This window comes from Halosolutus gelatinilyticus, from assembly GCF_023028105.1.
GTDB lineage: Archaea > Halobacteriota > Halobacteria > Halobacteriales > Natrialbaceae > Halosolutus > Halosolutus gelatinilyticus.
Genome location: NZ_CP095491.1, coordinates 1,725,527 through 1,740,452, shown reverse-complemented (window position 1 = coordinate 1,740,452; position 14,926 = coordinate 1,725,527). Strand labels below are relative to the sequence as shown.

General features: G+C 61.0%; 15 protein-coding genes and 2 pseudogenes. 10 read left to right on the top strand and 7 right to left on the bottom strand.

Annotated features, from left to right (window positions below):
- Positions 1-28: 28 nt before the first annotated feature.
- Positions 29-220, bottom strand: a pseudogene (locus tag MUH00_RS08685) (cation diffusion facilitator family transporter); the annotation flags it as partial.
- A gap of 218 nt (positions 221-438) precedes the next feature.
- On the opposite strand from MUH00_RS08685, the gene MUH00_RS08680 reads away from it, so the two are divergent.
- Both MUH00_RS08680 and MUH00_RS08675 read left to right on the top strand, forming a co-directional pair.
- Positions 439-1,281, top strand: coding sequence for a hypothetical protein (locus tag MUH00_RS08680; RefSeq protein WP_247003698.1), 843 nt, complete (start codon positions 439-441; stop codon positions 1,279-1,281).
- Positions 1,282-1,308: 27 nt separating this feature from the next.
- Positions 1,309-2,085 (top strand): hypothetical protein, encoded by a 777-nt coding sequence (locus MUH00_RS08675; protein WP_247003697.1) that lies wholly within the window; start codon positions 1,309-1,311, stop codon positions 2,083-2,085.
- A 186-nt stretch (positions 2,086-2,271) separates the two neighbouring features.
- Here MUH00_RS08675 and MUH00_RS08670 read toward each other — a convergent pair whose 3' ends face one another.
- Together MUH00_RS08670 and MUH00_RS08665 are read right to left on the bottom strand one after the other, a co-directional pair.
- On the bottom strand, positions 2,272-2,772 hold the full coding sequence (locus MUH00_RS08670; protein ID WP_247003696.1) for a hypothetical protein: 501 nt from the start codon (positions 2,770-2,772) through the stop codon (positions 2,272-2,274).
- Between the two features lie 130 nt (positions 2,773-2,902).
- A complete protein-coding gene (locus MUH00_RS08665) occupies positions 2,903-3,853 on the bottom strand; it encodes a cation diffusion facilitator family transporter (protein ID WP_247003695.1) in 951 nt (316 codons plus the stop codon).
- A gap of 166 nt (positions 3,854-4,019) precedes the next feature.
- Between MUH00_RS08665 and MUH00_RS08660 the strand changes: the two genes are divergently transcribed.
- Positions 4,020-4,526 (top strand): metallophosphoesterase, encoded by a 507-nt coding sequence (locus MUH00_RS08660; protein WP_247003693.1) that lies wholly within the window; start codon positions 4,020-4,022, stop codon positions 4,524-4,526.
- Positions 4,527-5,020: 494 nt separating this feature from the next.
- Positions 5,021-5,152, top strand: a complete 132-nt coding sequence (locus MUH00_RS22850; protein ID WP_256464811.1) for a DUF7859 family protein — start codon at positions 5,021-5,023, stop codon at positions 5,150-5,152.
- 83 nt (positions 5,153-5,235) lie between these two features.
- Here the strand turns inward: MUH00_RS22850 and MUH00_RS08655 are convergent, their stop codons facing one another.
- Positions 5,236-6,261 carry a threonine aldolase family protein gene (locus tag MUH00_RS08655; protein ID WP_247003692.1) on the bottom strand — a complete coding sequence of 342 codons (1,026 nt, stop codon included), beginning with the start codon at positions 6,259-6,261 and terminating at the stop codon, positions 5,236-5,238.
- A 114-nt stretch (positions 6,262-6,375) separates the two neighbouring features.
- Here MUH00_RS08655 and MUH00_RS08650 point away from each other — a divergent pair, with 114 nt between their 5' ends.
- The 5 genes from MUH00_RS08650 to MUH00_RS08630 all read left to right on the top strand — a co-directional run bounded on the left by MUH00_RS08650 (position 6,376) and on the right by MUH00_RS08630 (position 11,052).
- Positions 6,376-7,425, top strand: a complete 1,050-nt coding sequence (locus MUH00_RS08650; protein ID WP_247003691.1) for a hypothetical protein — start codon at positions 6,376-6,378, stop codon at positions 7,423-7,425.
- A 1-nt stretch (position 7,426) separates the two neighbouring features.
- A complete protein-coding gene (locus MUH00_RS08645) occupies positions 7,427-7,636 on the top strand; it encodes a hypothetical protein (RefSeq protein WP_247003689.1) in 210 nt (69 codons plus the stop codon).
- Positions 7,637-7,704: 68 nt separating this feature from the next.
- A complete protein-coding gene (locus MUH00_RS08640) occupies positions 7,705-8,796 on the top strand; it encodes an aminopeptidase (protein ID WP_247003688.1) in 1,092 nt (363 codons plus the stop codon).
- A 130-nt stretch (positions 8,797-8,926) separates the two neighbouring features.
- Positions 8,927-9,343 (top strand): universal stress protein, encoded by a 417-nt coding sequence (locus tag MUH00_RS08635; RefSeq protein ID WP_247003687.1) that lies wholly within the window; start codon positions 8,927-8,929, stop codon positions 9,341-9,343.
- A gap of 893 nt (positions 9,344-10,236) precedes the next feature.
- Complete coding sequence (locus MUH00_RS08630) at positions 10,237-11,052, top strand: hypothetical protein (RefSeq protein ID WP_247003686.1); 816 nt, start codon at positions 10,237-10,239, stop codon at positions 11,050-11,052.
- Positions 11,053-11,456: 404 nt separating this feature from the next.
- Here MUH00_RS08630 and MUH00_RS08625 read toward each other — a convergent pair.
- Positions 11,457-12,463 (bottom strand): annotated as a pseudogene (locus MUH00_RS08625) (tyrosine-type recombinase/integrase).
- Positions 12,464-13,131: 668 nt separating this feature from the next.
- On the opposite strand from MUH00_RS08625, the gene MUH00_RS08620 reads away from it, so the two are divergent.
- Positions 13,132-13,377: an ArsR family transcriptional regulator gene (locus MUH00_RS08620; RefSeq protein WP_247003685.1), complete on the top strand. Its 246-nt coding sequence runs from the start codon at positions 13,132-13,134 to the stop codon at positions 13,375-13,377.
- A gap of 490 nt (positions 13,378-13,867) precedes the next feature.
- Here the strand turns inward: MUH00_RS08620 and MUH00_RS08615 are convergent, their stop codons facing one another.
- Both MUH00_RS08615 and MUH00_RS08610 read right to left on the bottom strand, forming a co-directional pair.
- Positions 13,868-14,290, bottom strand: coding sequence for a type IV pilin domain-containing protein (locus MUH00_RS08615; RefSeq protein ID WP_247003684.1), 423 nt, complete (start codon positions 14,288-14,290; stop codon positions 13,868-13,870).
- On the bottom strand, positions 14,287-14,679 hold the full coding sequence (locus MUH00_RS08610; protein ID WP_247003683.1) for a type IV pilin domain-containing protein: 393 nt from the start codon (positions 14,677-14,679) through the stop codon (positions 14,287-14,289). The genes MUH00_RS08615 and MUH00_RS08610 overlap by 4 nt, the downstream gene beginning before the upstream one ends.
- Positions 14,680-14,926 lie beyond the last annotated feature (247 nt).

The window sequence follows — 14,926 nt, the reverse complement described above, 5'->3', positions numbered from 1 at the left end:
CGGCCCGGTGGAGCGATCGAGACGCCCGTTACGTTTCGGGCTCGATGTACACTTTCCGGACCTGCGCGTCGTGGTCCATCAGCGCCAGTTCGATCGCGGTGATGCGCTCGTCGATCGTCTCCGTATCGAGGTCGGGTTCGAACGCGACGTCCGCGGTGACGAGCAGTTCCTCGGCGCCGAAGTAGACGGTCCGGAAGTCGACCAGGTCGGTGACGTCGTTCGAGTCGATGGCGTGAATGAGTATTTCGACTGATGTTCAGATGAGTACATATTTTCTCGTAGTAAACGATTGGGTGAAGTATCCGACCAATAGTTCTCTTTATTAATAAATATTAGAATATATTTTATTTTTGTAAATGTAAATATGATCATAGATAGATATACTTAGAATACATACATTTATATAAATGGTATTTTAATTAATAGTTGGGTTCCATAGTGAATCAGCAAGATAATATCAGAAGTAATACACGAAGAGATTTCCTGAGAACGGTCGTAGGCTCCGCAGGGATTACCGGGCTTGCAAGCCTAGGTTCGGCTTCCGCCACTGCAGGAGGTCCCGATAGCAGCGACTTCAGAGCGGGGAAAGCAACGGATCGAATTTATCAACAATCGCTGCGGCTCCGGAAAAACAGGGGCTGGGATGTCCATGAATGGAGGAGTTGGCTCGCCGGCCATGGCTTGGACTTCAAACACACGGGCGACGAGGTGACCGTGAAGAAACCAACAGCGCATGGCGGCCCCAGTTCACAGCGCCTCTATGAAAGCACTGCGAGACTGTACATGACCTACACGCGGGGTCAGGACACGGACCATCTCATGGTAGAGTGGAGCCTCGATGACGGCTGGTCTTCGTACGCCGAACCTCCGGAGGACTATGTCTCCATTAGCTTTGAAGGCAGCTACTACAACTTCACCGACGGATACGATGAGGACTACGGGGATTATACCGACAGCGCCGAAGGTATCGACTCACTCGGCCACAACTATCGGGTCGTCAGCTACAATGCCGACGGGCACGCGATGAATTCGGTCGGCCGGTTTGGTTCCTGGTTCGATACGAAACTCTACGCCACTGGTGGCTCGCCTCAGACACGCCAGATCTACATGGACTACCACTGCCGGTGGACGGAGGAGACAATAACTGGCTTCGTCGTTGATTCTAACGGGGATGGTGGCCTTAACTTCGGCTCCGAGGACGGCCATTGGCGTGCCGAGACGTTTACCTCAGAAGCTGAGATGGACAATGGAGAAACCTACGTCGACGACGACCCAGAGTGACTCACGCGTTTCACAGTATATCGAACAATGAAACACGACAACGCAAGCTTGAAAGAGACGAATCGGCGGTCAATCCTCGCAGCGGTCGGCGGGGCGGCATTCGCCGGACTACCAATTGCATCAGCACAAAAACCCGCCCCAAATGGCGAGGAATATGAACGCCTCGCTCAGATGCGTACCGAAAACAACTGGGACCTTTCTACCTGGCATCATCGACTCAGAGCCGCTGGATTCGTCGTCAAGTACACTAACAAGAAGATTGGTGGCAGTGATGTTGGAACGACGAAGCTAGACAAAAACGAGTCGCATCTGTTCGTCACCTACTCCGAGGGGAGCGATGCAAACTGGGTGAACTTCAAGTGGTCGTTGAACGATGGATACGACGACTGGGCGACAGACCCGCTTGACTACGCTGCGATTACGTTTGATTCAAGCGACTACACCCGTAACTCGTATTACGGCCCCACATATGGTGACTATGTCTTTCCAATCTCTGACCGGGAAGACGACACTAGCGACACTGGCTTAGTCGTAGAATACAACTCAAATGACGCCGCGTACGACACTATTGGACGTTTCGAATCGTCCTTCGATGTTGCCGTAGATCCGTCAGCGAACTCAACTCCGTCCCAGCGCGAACTGACCGTCAATTTCTGGCACACTTGGGGTGCCGAACTGACCGATATCTCGATGTCAGGTTCGAACATCGATCTGGATTGGGACATCGGTCTTCACGGTGGCGTCTGGAACCGGAGTGCGAGTCCGTCGGAGTACCAGATGCAAAACGGGTTCTCGGACAAGTAACGACAATTACTGACCGAACCCCGACCTAATTATTGTGTATTTTTATCGACGTCTCGTTCGTTCGCAGTACGAAACTGCGCGCCCAATCCAGTTGGACGCGAGTTAAGTCCGCTTGGATTATGGCTTGACGGACTGTATCCTTAAAACGTACTTACGAATTGGCGATGATAAGTGTGTGCTTTATGATTAGTCGTCAGACTTTGAGGCGGTGCTCGAATAATAGCCGTTTGATCCGTGGCTGCCGACGTACGCCGAGCTGGCCGAAACGACGTAGAGGACAACCGTCAGAACTCCGGTCCCGACGAACGCGTACGTCGCCACTGTGATCCCTTCCGTCGCGACGGCGGTGACGAGTCTGCCGAACCACCAATTATTGGGGGTCTGTTCGAGGGGTACTGAAATAAACCAACATACGAACGCAACGAGGAACCAACTGCTCGCTGCAACGGCCACCCTAACGTTTTCGCGTGCCACACCGTGGATACCGGTGTGTTCGGCTGATTCTGTAGTGTGAGCGTGTCTAGAGGTGGCGATTGCAAAGACGTACAACGTTGCCATGAGGATCCCGCCGATTCGCGCGCCCGTGGTCGCAGCTGAGAGAGGGAGTAGCTGACCGACGAGCCCCCAGAACAGCAGGATGCCGGCGACCGGGAAGGTGGACCGGAGCAACATACTGATCGAATTCATTGAATTTAATGAATGCTTTCGACATATATATTTCTACCTCATCGTAAAACCACAGGTCAACGGACCTGTCGAAGCGGTCACGGGGAGAGGTCGACGGTGCGACAGGTCACCGAGCGGTGTCCTGACCTCCTCACTCGATCGTCTCGGGTTCGATGTACACCTTCTGGACCTGCTCGTCGTGGTCCATCAGCGCCAGTTCGATCGCGGTGATGCGCTCGTCGATCGTCTCCGTATCGAGGTCGGGTTCGAACGCGACGTCCGCCGCGACGAGCAGTTCCTCGGCGCCGAAGTAGACGGTCCGGAAGTCGACGACGTCGGTGACCCCGTCCCAGCCGGCGACGATGGCGCGCAGTTCGTCCTCGGCGGGTTCGGGGAGGCTCTCCCCGAGGAGGAGCCGCTTGTTCTCCCACGCGAGCGCGACGGCGAATCCCATGAGCAGGATCCCGATGAGGAGCGCGGCGCCGGCGTCGTAAATCGGGTTCTCGTAAACCCGACTGAGATAGATCCCGAGGAGGGCGATCCCCGCGCCGGCGAGGGCGATCGTGTCCTCGGTGAGCGCGGTGAGCGTCGTCACGTCGCTCGTCTTGTGGAACGCCTCGCGGAAACTCTCCCACCCGTGGGCCGCCATCTGACGGGTGATCCCCTGGTAGGCCTTGTGGAACGCGTACGCCTCGAACGCGATCGCACCTAGCAGGACGGCGTAGTTGACGTACACCGGGTCGAACGTCGTCCCGAGCAGCGAGACCGGTTCGTTCGTGCGGTGGACGCCGCCGTGGGTCAGCGCCTCGTAGCCGTGCGTCGCACTCTCCCAGCCGGCGATCCCGAACAGCATGACGCTGACGAGGAAGCTGTAGAAGAACTGCGCTTTGCCGTGGCCGAACGGGTGGGTTCGGTTCGCCTCCTGCGCCCCGTAGCGGATGCCGACGAGGAGGAAGATTTGATTGCCCGTATCCGAGATCGAGTGGTACGTCTCCGACAGCATCGCGGGACTACCGGTGAGCAGAAAGCCGCCGAACTTGAGGACCGCGATCGCGCCGTTCGCGAACAGCGCGGCGAGTACGACGGAGGTGCTACTGGCCATCGATGGCACCTACGCACACCGTCTTAAAAGAATAGGTGGCTGATAATTCGCGGCGCGTCTTCGACGCCGGTCGTCGGGCGCGGCCGATCGACCGCACACTGTCTTCCGATCGAGCCGGCGACGAAAGTTCGAAAGGATCGTCCCGATCGGGCCCGAATCAGAGGGCATGATCGCGATCTTTTCGGATACGCACAGCGATAGCGGGCACGAACTCGCGGGCGAGGCCCTGACCGCCGCACGAGAGGCCGGCACCGTGATTCACGCGGGGGACTTCACGAGTCCGGCGGCGCTCGACGCCTTTCAGGAGGAGTGCGAACACTTCTACGCCGTCCACGGCAACGCGGACAGCGCCGCGGTGCGCGATCGGCTGCCGACCGAGCGGATCGTCGAGGCCGGCGGGATCCGGTTCGCGGTGACGCACCGACGCGACGGCGGGGACGCGGGGCTGGCGATGTTCGGCCGATCGCGAGGCGCCGACGTCGTCGTCTCCGGGCACACGCACCGGCCGACGATCGTCGAGACCGGCGACGTGGTGCTGTTGAACCCGGGCAGTCACGCCCAGCCACGCGGGAATCGTCCCGGATTCGCGGTGCTCGACGAATCGGCCGACGGCCTCGCGGGCGAGATCCGCGAACCCGACGGCACGCTCGTGGAGTCGTTCGAGGGCCGGTGAGAAACGGCGCTACGCCAGCAACGGCGGCGAACGCGACTGGCAATCCGCGGGCCGCGAGCGACTCGGAGGGCGATACTGCGTCAGCGGGGGACGCGGGCGAAAGGAGGGCGAAGACGGAACCGCGCCGTCTTCGGCCGCGTCCGATTCAGGCGGAACGAAGCGGACGAGGGTGACCGGGTGGCGATCGTCGGGGGGACCGGCCGACGGATCGACCAGCGGGAGTAGGCCGGTGGTCTCGATCGCCAGGCGGGTCGACGATCGAGACGCAATTGAGGATACGAGCCAACACTGGTTATATTCAGCGTAAGGTGAAAAGGCGATTTTAGCCACTGAAATCCCGGCGAGACCGACGTCAGTTTTACCGCGAAAAGACGTCAAGGGGACGGCTCGCGGGACGTTCGTCGGCGATCGAGACTGAACCGGCGCCACCGCGGTTTCGATCCGCCCGATCGACGTCGAAACGATTTTGCGCGCTGACGGTGTACCCGCGTCCTATGCTGGACCTCATCCCCGACGATCCCGTCATCATCGCGGTCGTCCTGATCCTCCTATCGCTGATCTTCTTCTCGTACCTGCTCCTCCGGCGGACGGTCCTCGAGTTCCGCGACGGGATGCGCGGCCGGTAACGGGAGACGCGCAGGAACCGCGAAACGCAGCCGATACCGTGGAGCGATCGGTGACGCGAGTGGGCGAACCGCCGCTCTACACGTCAGTCCGCGCGGCCGAACGCGTCCGCGGCGCGATCGATCGCCCGCTCGACGTCCTCGCGGGAGACGTCGCGGTGGGTACAGAACCGAACCGTCGTCGGCCCCATCGCGGACGCCAGGACGTCGCGATCGCGGAGTCGATCGAGGGCCGTCGTCGACTCGAGGCCGGTTCCCGAGACGTCCGCGAGGACGATGTTCGTCTCCGGCGGCTGGACGTCGAATCCGTCGAGGGTCGCGAGGCCGTCGGCGAGCCGGCGCGCGTTCTCGTGATCGATCGCGAGGTCGTCGACGTTCTCGAGCGCCCGCAGGCCCGGCGCGGCGACGATGCCGGCCTGGCGCATGCCGCCGCCGAACAGCTTGCGCGTCCGGCGAGCCGCTTCGACGAACTCGGCCGACCCGGCGAGCATCGAGCCGATCGGGGCACCCAGTCCCTTCGAGAGGCAGAACATGACCGAGTCAACGGGGTCGGCGAGTTCGGTCGCGGGAACGTCGAGCGCCGTCGCCGCGTTGAACAGCCGCGCCCCGTCGAGGTGGACCGGTACATCCCGATCGTGCGCGGCGTCGGCCGCCGCGGCGATCGCGTCGGGGGCGATCGCGAGGCCGCCGCGGGTGTTGTGCGTGTTCTCGAGACAGAGCAGTCCCGTTCCGGGTCGGTGGAGGTCCTCGACGACGGAGTTCGACTCGATCTGTTCGGGCGTCGGGACGCCGCGATCGGCATCGAGCGTCCGGACCTGCAGACCGGCGTGCTGGGCGAAGCCGCCGAGTTCGTACTTCACGACGTGGCTCTTGCGATCGGCGAGCACCTCCTGGCCGCGATCGGCGTGGACCCGCGCCGCGATCTGGTTGCCCATCGTTCCGCTGGGGACGTACAGCGCCGCCTCCGCGCCGACGGCCTCGGCCGCGCGGGCTTCGAGTTCGTTCACCGTTGGATCCTCGCCGTAGACGTCGTCGCCGACCTCGGCCGCGGCCGCGGCCTCGCGCATCGCCTCGTCGGGTGTCGTAACGGTATCCGATCGCAGATCGATCATGACCGAGGGTCGTCCGGAACCCCCCTAACGGTGTCGCTCTCGGACGCGGGCGCGATAGCCAGTGCCGACCGATCGACCGAAGCGTACAACCCGTACCGTCTTGATTGCTGACGTATGGTCCCCGATAGAACACCCATCGACCCGGGTTCTGGCGGGAATTCGCCGCCACCCGGCGATCCGAACGACCATCCGACAGACGGCGGTGACTCGAACGATCCGCGCCCGCACTCGTTCCCGTGGCACGTCTCGCGCGTCCTCGATCGGATCGACGCGATCCTTCCGTTCGCACTGGTTCCGCTGTTGACCTCACTATCGCAGATCGCGAGCGTCCGGCGGGCGCTCGATCCCGCGGGGGGCATCTCGGTCAACTTCAAGTTCGTCTTCCCGTCGCCGTTTCTCGATCTGTGGACGCTCGTCGATCCGCCCGCGCGAGTCGATCGACACGCTATCGGCAGCGGATCCTCACCGAGGGACGATCCGTTCGCCGATCCGACGGTCCCGACCGGATCGGCGGATGCGACCGGTCCCGGCGGCACCGACCTGACCGTCGACACGCCGCTGTACGGAGTCGGAATCCCGATCGAGGACGTCGGCGTCGCTACCGGCGTCTGGATCGCGATCGCGCTGCTGGCCTACGCCGCGATCGCGGCGGTTCTCGCGGCCGTCTACGTCGGCGGCCTCGATCGGCGACTCCGGGGCGAGTCGGTCGCGGCGGCGGCCTGCGTCCGCGAATACGCGCCGCGCTTTTTCCTGTACGGACTCGTCACTTTCGGCGGCGTGTTGGTACTCGTACCGTTCGCGATGCTCTCGCCGATCGTGATCCTCCTCGCGCTGCCGGCGCTTGTCGTGCTGGGCTATCTCTTCTACGCCGCGCCGTTCCTGTTCATCGTCGCGGACGCACCCTTCCTCGACGCGTTCCGCCGATCGTACGGGTTCGCGATCCGCGGCGGCGCCTACCTCGGATTCGCGCTCTGGCACGTCGTCGTCGCGGTCGTGAGTTCGATCGTCCTCTCGCTGCTCGTCAGCGTCGGCCCCGTCGGCTTCCCGTTCGCACTGCTGCTCGCGGTACCGCTATCGCTCGTGCTAACCGCTGCGGCGGTGTCGTTCGTCCGGGAGTTATCGAACGCGAAGACGAAAGGGGACCGCCGACGAACGCGACCCTAACGTGACGAGCACACGCGTACGGCTGGCTCTCACCGGCCTCCGACTCGGCGCGATCGCCCTGGTCGTGAGCGGGTTCGTCGGGTGGGCAACCGGCGACGCGGCGTCTTTTTCGCTCGACTCGCCGTTCACGATCGCGTTTCTCGCGGGCGTCGGCTGTGCGATCGCGTCGATCTACCTCGGGATCTTCCTGACGAACCGCGACGAGACCTGAACGCACGATCGATCAGGTACCGTTTCGATTCGAAAACCGTATCCCGACGGTCCGGGTAGGTGTGGCACATGGACCCGCGCATCCGCGAACACGCCGAAATCATCGCGAATCACTCCGTCGACCTGCAGGAGGGTGACGATGTCGTCATCGACGCCCACCCGGTCGCGGAGGACCTCGTCGTCGCCCTTCACGAGGTGGTCGGCGATCGAGGGGCGAACCCGCTTACGACGAGTCAGCGGACGGGAGAACGACAGCGGCGAGCGTACCTCCGGGCCGGAGACGACGACTACGAGACGCCGGAGCACGAACTCGCGCTCATCCGGAACACGGACGTCTACATCGCCATCCGAGCGACCGACAACGTCACCCAGACCAGCGACGTCGCGCCCGAAACGCAGGCGGCGTACCGACAGGCTCAGCGACCGATCTTGGAGGAGCGGCTCTCGAAGCGCTGGTGTCTCACCCAGTTCCCCGCGCCCGCGAACGCCCAGCTCGCGGAGCTGTCGACCGAGGGCTACGAGAACTTCGTCTGGGACGCCATCAACAAGGACTGGGAGGCCCAGCGCGAGCACCAGGCGAACATGGTCGAATTCATGGACCCCGCCGACGAGATCCGGATCAAGAGCGGCGACACGACCGACGTGACGATGTCGATCGACGGGAACCCGACGCTCAACGATCACGGCGAGCACAACCTCCCCGGCGGCGAGGTCTTCACCGCGCCCCGGCCGGATAGCGTCGAGGGCGAGGTGCTGTTCGACATGCCGCTGTACCACCAGGGCCGGGAGATCACGGACGCCTACCTCGAGTTCGAGGGCGGCGAGGTCGTCCAGCACTCGGCGGCGAAGAACGAGGCCGTCCTGACGGAAGTACTCAACACCGACGACGGCGCCCGCCGCCTCGGCGAACTCGGCATCGGCATGAACCGCGACATCGATCGATTCACCTACAACATGCTGTTCGACGAGAAGATGGGCGATACGGTCCACATGGCCGTTGGCCGCGCCTACGATGAGACCGTCGGCGAGGGCAACGAGGCCAACGACTCCGCCGTCCACGTGGACATGATCGTCGACATGAGCGAAGAGTCGGTCATCGAGATTGACGGGGAAGTGGTCCAGCGCAACGGAACCTTCGTCTTCGAAGACGACGAGCTCTGAACGCGGCGAAGATCTCGATTCGAAACGACGAGCGACGCGAGCCGTAGACGGTTTCGAAGGATAGCGGTCGTTCGGGACGGCCCGATCGGACGTCGATTGGATTAATGGCGTCGGCACCGAAACCTGCAGTATGACCGTTCTTGTTGCGTACGACGGCTCCAAACCCGCCCGGACGGCGGCCGAATACGCGTTCACCGAATACCCCGACGAGGAAATTGTCCTGCTCCGGGTCATCGAGGCGGCCGACGGATTCACCGACGCGGGGATCGAGATCGTCCGAGACTTCTTCGCGGAGCGAAAGGCCGAAGCGTCGGCAGAAATGCGAGCGGACGTCGAGGAACTCGTCGACGCGGACGAACCGGAGTTCCGGACAGAGATCGCGATCGGGAAGCCCGCTCACGAGGTCGTTCGATTCGCCGACGAGCACGACGTCGATCACATCGTCGTCGGCAACCACGGCCGATCGGGCGTCTCCCGCGTGCTGCTCGGGAGCGTGGCCGAGAAGATCGTCCGTCGGGCTCCCGTTCCGGTCACCGTCGTTCGGTAACGCCGAGCCGCCCTGCCCGTGGGATGCGGGAACGACGAAGTGCGCGTTCTCGCGATCGGTCCGTAGTCGGCGCTCACCTGCGAGGCCGTCGAGTAAAACGAGAGCCCCTCGAGACCGTCGTTCGAGGTCACCTCCGCGACGGCCGCCAGGTCGCCGGTCACGGAACGGTGGCGGCGATACCGATCGGTGCCGATCAAACTGATCCACGGTTCGGCCGTCGGACGTACGTCGTCCGCGGCGACTCGGCGGTCCATCGAATCGAAAGTGAAAGAGAACTGTGTCCGACCCCCTGCCTCATTCGGTAATCGTATCGTTGACGAATGGTCAAGCCGATCCGAGGATCGGCTTGACGGTGGTAGGTGGGTGTACGCGGTCGGCAGCGGGGATGGCGATATCGACTGTGCCCCCAACCAATCCCCTTCGTGATGCCGTCGAACGGCTCTGCCGACGGGAAATTGTTCTCCGTCAAACAGTATTAAACTAACGGTCCCCGAGAGAATGACCCGATCGACGACGGCGGCGATCACCGTCGCGTGCCGCACGTACCGATAGGATTTGGAAACGGTCTGATTACTGAACGGGACGTTCGTTCCAGTACGATGGAATCATCACTCGCCGGAGAGCGGGTCGCCGCGCGGTGTGAAAACTGCGGGAATATTTTCGTCTCCGAGATCTGTCCCGACGGCTCGATTCGGCCGATCGGGACGAAACAGGCCTGCAGCTGCGGGAACGGTGACTTTCGGCCGATCGAACGAGAGCTCTCTGAGACGTAGGTCGGTGCGTGCGGGTTCTGGTCCGGGTTCGGCCGATCGCCTTCGCGGTCGCGCCTCGGAGGGAGCGGTCCAGATCGGCGCGCTACCGAAGGTGACCCGCCAGTCCTCCGGGAAGCGGCGATGAGCCGCTACGATCGCCGATCGTTTCACTCGTGCAACGGCGTGATGAAACCCATAGTGAATTACCGTCCGACGCTGGGAACGGACGTGTCCGAGATCACCAGGCGATCGCTGATTACCGGTAGTACCGCACTCGTAACGTGTAGCGCGCTCTCGTCGGCCGGTCCGGCGGGCGCGGCTGACGACCCCGACGCGACTCTCGACGAGGTTCGAGCACCCGACGCGACGCACGTCGATCACGGAATCGCGTCCTTCAGGGCCTCCGTGACGAACACCGGCGACGAACCCACCTCCGTGCCGGTTACGCTCCAGATCGCGTACTTCGACGACGTCATCGGGACGCTGGATCTCGATCCCGGCGAAACCGGTCGCGCGTACGAGTCGTTCGATCCCAGGAGCTTCGGCCCGGGAGAGCACGACTGGACCGTCGCCGTCGCCGGCGAAACCGAGACGGGAACGCTGACCGTCGACGCCGAAAACGACTACGAGGACAGAGACGAGGGGTACTTCCTCAACGTCCACAGCTGGAACGACGACGAGGAGTCAGTTATCCACGTCGAGGATCCCCAGGAGACGGTGAAACTCGCGTTCGACATGACCGTGCTCAACTACCACTACGACCCCGTCGAGACGGAGTTGCGCTTCGAGATCGACGACGAGACCCAACAGATCCCGCTCGAGTTCGAGCCGCGCGAATCCAAGCACGTCGATCCCACGGTGGAGCTGGGGGTCGGTCGCTATGAGTGGTCGGCCACCATCGGCGACCAGACCGAGTCGTCGCAACTTCGAATCGTCCCCGAGGAGTCGGACTGCTAGGCTCGGCGCGGTTGCGAAGCCGATCGGTTCCGGCTCCGATCGGACTGCGTCGACCCGAACGCGCTTCGGACCACCGCGCTGAGGAACTCGATCGCGGCACATTTTCGGCGAGTCGTCCGAGCAGCATTCTCCGCACCAGGCTTCGACCCGGCACGATGGGAGTTACTCCTCACGTCCGTTTTCCGTGAGACTTCGTCTCACGACGTTCCGCTCACAGGTTCGCGAAATCGTCGCAAAATCACGGGTACAATGGATTCGAACCACGGCCACAGCAAACTGCTCCCTGATCCGAACCCCATCTCATTGTGATGCTGTCGCTCACGAACTGTTCGCAACAGCAAGCGGGCACGATGGGGATCGGATGATGCCGCGGTCTGCGGCCCACTTAGTGGCGTTCATGGATTTCATAGGTCAGGAAGGTAATCGCTGCGCTGTTCGGCCTGTTCTCGGACTGAACGGCGGTCGTAATGCCGATCGAGGATATCCTCGCTCGCGTTGAGGCGGTCTTGTACGATCTGACGCGGAACATCCTCTCGCCGATAGTAGGTCACACGACCACTGCGGAGGTCGTGAGGTGACCGCGACGATGGGCACTTACTCGCGTGGTCGAGATGGGCGGCGTCGCACTCGTCAAGGTCGCGATCGTGGGGACACGGCTCACCTCGCCAGCAGGGTCGTGTGACGCGGTAGAGCGTCTTTCGCAGAGTATTCCCAGCGGGACGACCGTACTCCGTCGTGAGTAGCGGTTTCCGGCCGTGCTCGTCCGTTACGTCGGGACGGTGGTACTCGATATAGTCCTCAATGTACCGGGCTGCTTTCTCGCTAATTCGGTTCCATCGGGTCCCTTTTCTTGGTTCTTGAGCGGCGTTCCGGTCTCTGGTCGGTGGACGAAGTGAATGGCAGGGCCGGAAACACGCGGGTGCGATCCGTCGAGGTCAAGATCTCGAAGATCGAGCCCACGGACCGCACCAGTTCGCGCGCCTGTTCGCCAGAGCAGCATCACGACAATATGGTCACGAGAAGCCGGTTGAGCGCGTTCGAGATATTCCAGGATCGTCACCGCTCGATCGGGTTTCAGCGTCGAATCTGACACGTCTTCGCCGTTTTTCATCGTCGGCAGCGTGACCTGTTCGTACAGCTCTGGAGGCACGGCGTCGATGTTCGCCGCGAAGCGCAGAAATCGGCGGAGCGTCGCGAGTTGACCCTTCAGAGTGACCAGTTTAACCGGTTCTCGATCGTCACCAGCCCCCTCGCGTCGCCAGATTCGGTACTTGTAGATGTCCCGGCCAGAGAGTTCGTTTAGATCATCAATTCCGTGCTCGTCACAGAATTGCACGAACGCGCGCAGCCGGTGTTTCGCGCTCCTGCGTGTCGACTCCGCGTGCTCGTCGCGCATCGCGTCGTGATACATCTCGATCGCGTCGTGGGGCGCGATCGGCTCGAGACCGCTCATCGGCCCACCTCGCGAATTTCTAATTGATTACAGTATCCGGTACGCTTACCGTGGTGGCGTGTTTGGTGTGTCATGGTCTCACGGTTGTGGGACCGCGGACTCGCCGCGCGCGCCACTACGTGGAACTGGGGGCACGCGCGGTCGTTGTCCGTCGGTGATTCGTAACGAGTGAATCCCGCCCTCTTAGTCGCTGGAGTGTCGTTTCCGAAAGTTCTGCAAACACGTATCGAGGACTGAAGCCCTCTCCGATGCGTTTTGAATACTTTCGGCTATTTCCGATACAATTCCGATACTCGATCGTCGCGGCCATGGGCTGTGGGCCACAGGTCGATCGGGGACTTTTCCCCTGTAGCATCGAGCGATTGCATGCTTCCGTACTCACTTACGGAAGCCAGCGGGCCGGTGCCCCAAACACCGGGTCCGCGGTTCTGACGAGGACCCGACCGGGCAGCGGCGGGTCCGTCTGGCTTCCGTTGCGCTCACCCAGGAACGGGGGGTACTTCAAATTAGTGCATCAAACAATGCACTACAGGTGCTCAAACGCTGCACAAATACCATCGTACCGGTCGTTCTAACACGGTGTTCCGTGTCTTGAAAAGCGAATGCGACGGCCACGGGTGGACTGGATGACGCGAGCCGACGATGCGATTCTTGAGTTTCTTCTGAACGAAGGTAACGAACCGATCGTGGCGAACCCGTCCACTGTCGAGGCAAACATCGATTACAAAATTTCCCACGTTCGTCGTCGTCTCCGAGCGTTACAGGACGGCGGGCTGGTCGAGTACTACGACGAAGATCGCGGACTGTACCAGATTTCCGATCAGGGACGGGCCTATCTCAGTGGGGAACTCGACGCTGACGACCTCGAGTAAGGTGGAATCGCTTCTCTGCCGATCGGATCTGTTACCAGTTACGTCTCAAACATAACCCAACCGTGGTCAGCGAGTTGTCAAACAGTTAGGGATGATCGTGTATGCGGTGCTCACGCCGATTGACAGCGTCACCGTGATCCCGAAATGTGTTTATCGATGAATGGTTGAACTTCTGCACGTCGATCGCACCGCACCCGGACGAATCCCGAATCGAAGAGAACCGGGACCGATGACGATCGCGCTTGAGGTCGACGTCGTTACGACTCGGTGCCGATCATGTTCGCGAGGTGAGTTCGCGCCGGAGACGGATCGGTCCTGTTGGCTCGCCCGCGGGACGATCGCGGCGTCCGTCGACGGCGCCGGCCGATCGCAGTTGATTCTCAGTGGGGCGTCAGTGATCAATCGCGCTGACGGCTAAGTCAACTGACTATTTAGGCCAAATTAATAAGATTTAAAATATTTCAGAAAAGAATAAAAGGCTCCAGTTTATTTATGGATTCCAGTTCCCAACGGTACCTGTACTTCCGTCGTATTTTGTGACGACTGTAATACTGGCGTCGTCATCACAGACCGCAGTACCACCTACTGAAAGCGGATTACTGCTATTAACGGTAGTACCACTACTATCTTCACAATTATTCCCGTCTTGGATCCAGACCTCCCCATTATCGGTCCGCTGGTCTTGGATGAAGGTAACTGTCACTTCACCAGTACCAGTCGACGACGGTTCGTGGTCAAACTGAATACCGGCCGCAGGTCCAGCGCTCTGGCTCTGTCCGAGATCGAGCACGAACGCTGCGATCACGGCCGCGAGGATCACGGTGATGGCCACCATAAGTATCACACCAATGACTGGTGACACTGCCCGTTCCTTTTTGGAGTTTGTCTGGTCGCTATTATCTATCCCTTTCATGGGTTCCAGTTGCCAACAGTTCCCTCCGTGCCATCATACGTTGCAGTGACCGTAATTGGTGTACTAGTATCGCTGCACGTAGTGGTTCCACCGACACTTAGGGGAGTACCAGTGGTAGAGGTATCTCCATCACAGTGCACTGTGACATCGCCGTCAACACGATCTTCTTGGATATACGTAACCGTCACCGAGGAACCAGAGGAATCTTCATCGAATTGGATACCTGCAGACGGACCAACACTTTGGCTCTGTCCGAGATCAAGCACGAATGCCGCGATCACGGCCGCGAGAATCACAGTGATTGCTACCATTAATATGACACCTATGACAGGTGACACTGCCCGTTCTTCCTCGTTTCCGATCAACCGCTTGCCGATTGTGTCTAGCATGATTTCTCATAGCACCGCTGAACGGTAGGAAAGCTTATACCCAGGACTATGGTACGCCCGAGATGCGCGGGAATGGGGGCTTCCACACCATCCCAGCGCAATCTTCCTGCCGTCCTGCATTTTGGTGCTGATAGCAACCAGTTCCCTGGGGGGATATATACTTAGGGGATCGTGAATGTCTCGAGATCTGAAAAGGCTTTCAAAAGTGATAATCAGCGTTGTATAGAAGAGTTACAGTACCCCCTTG

What these genes read in the sequence shown, in the direction of transcription:
- MUH00_RS08675 (WP_247003697.1), top strand. Translation starts at nt 1,309, where the DNA reads ATGAAACACGACAACGCAAGCTTGAAAGAGACGAATCGGCGGTCAATC.
- MUH00_RS08670 (WP_247003696.1), bottom strand. Translation starts at nt 2,772, where the DNA reads ATGAATTCGATCAGTATGTTGCTCCGGTCCACCTTCCCGGTCGCCGGC.
- MUH00_RS08665 (WP_247003695.1), bottom strand. Translation starts at nt 3,853, where the DNA reads ATGGCCAGTAGCACCTCCGTCGTACTCGCCGCGCTGTTCGCGAACGGC.
- MUH00_RS08660 (WP_247003693.1), top strand. Translation starts at nt 4,020, where the DNA reads ATGATCGCGATCTTTTCGGATACGCACAGCGATAGCGGGCACGAACTC.
- MUH00_RS22850 (WP_256464811.1), top strand. Translation starts at nt 5,021, where the DNA reads ATGCTGGACCTCATCCCCGACGATCCCGTCATCATCGCGGTCGTCCTG.
- MUH00_RS08655 (WP_247003692.1), bottom strand. Translation starts at nt 6,261, where the DNA reads ATGATCGATCTGCGATCGGATACCGTTACGACACCCGACGAGGCGATG.
- MUH00_RS08650 (WP_247003691.1), top strand. Translation starts at nt 6,376, where the DNA reads ATGGTCCCCGATAGAACACCCATCGACCCGGGTTCTGGCGGGAATTCG.
- MUH00_RS08640 (WP_247003688.1), top strand. Translation starts at nt 7,705, where the DNA reads ATGGACCCGCGCATCCGCGAACACGCCGAAATCATCGCGAATCACTCC.
- MUH00_RS08635 (WP_247003687.1), top strand. Translation starts at nt 8,927, where the DNA reads ATGACCGTTCTTGTTGCGTACGACGGCTCCAAACCCGCCCGGACGGCG.
- MUH00_RS08630 (WP_247003686.1), top strand. Translation starts at nt 10,237, where the DNA reads ATGAGCCGCTACGATCGCCGATCGTTTCACTCGTGCAACGGCGTGATG.
- MUH00_RS08620 (WP_247003685.1), top strand. Translation starts at nt 13,132, where the DNA reads ATGACGCGAGCCGACGATGCGATTCTTGAGTTTCTTCTGAACGAAGGT.
- MUH00_RS08615 (WP_247003684.1), bottom strand. Translation starts at nt 14,290, where the DNA reads ATGAAAGGGATAGATAATAGCGACCAGACAAACTCCAAAAAGGAACGG.
- MUH00_RS08610 (WP_247003683.1), bottom strand. Translation starts at nt 14,679, where the DNA reads ATGCTAGACACAATCGGCAAGCGGTTGATCGGAAACGAGGAAGAACGG.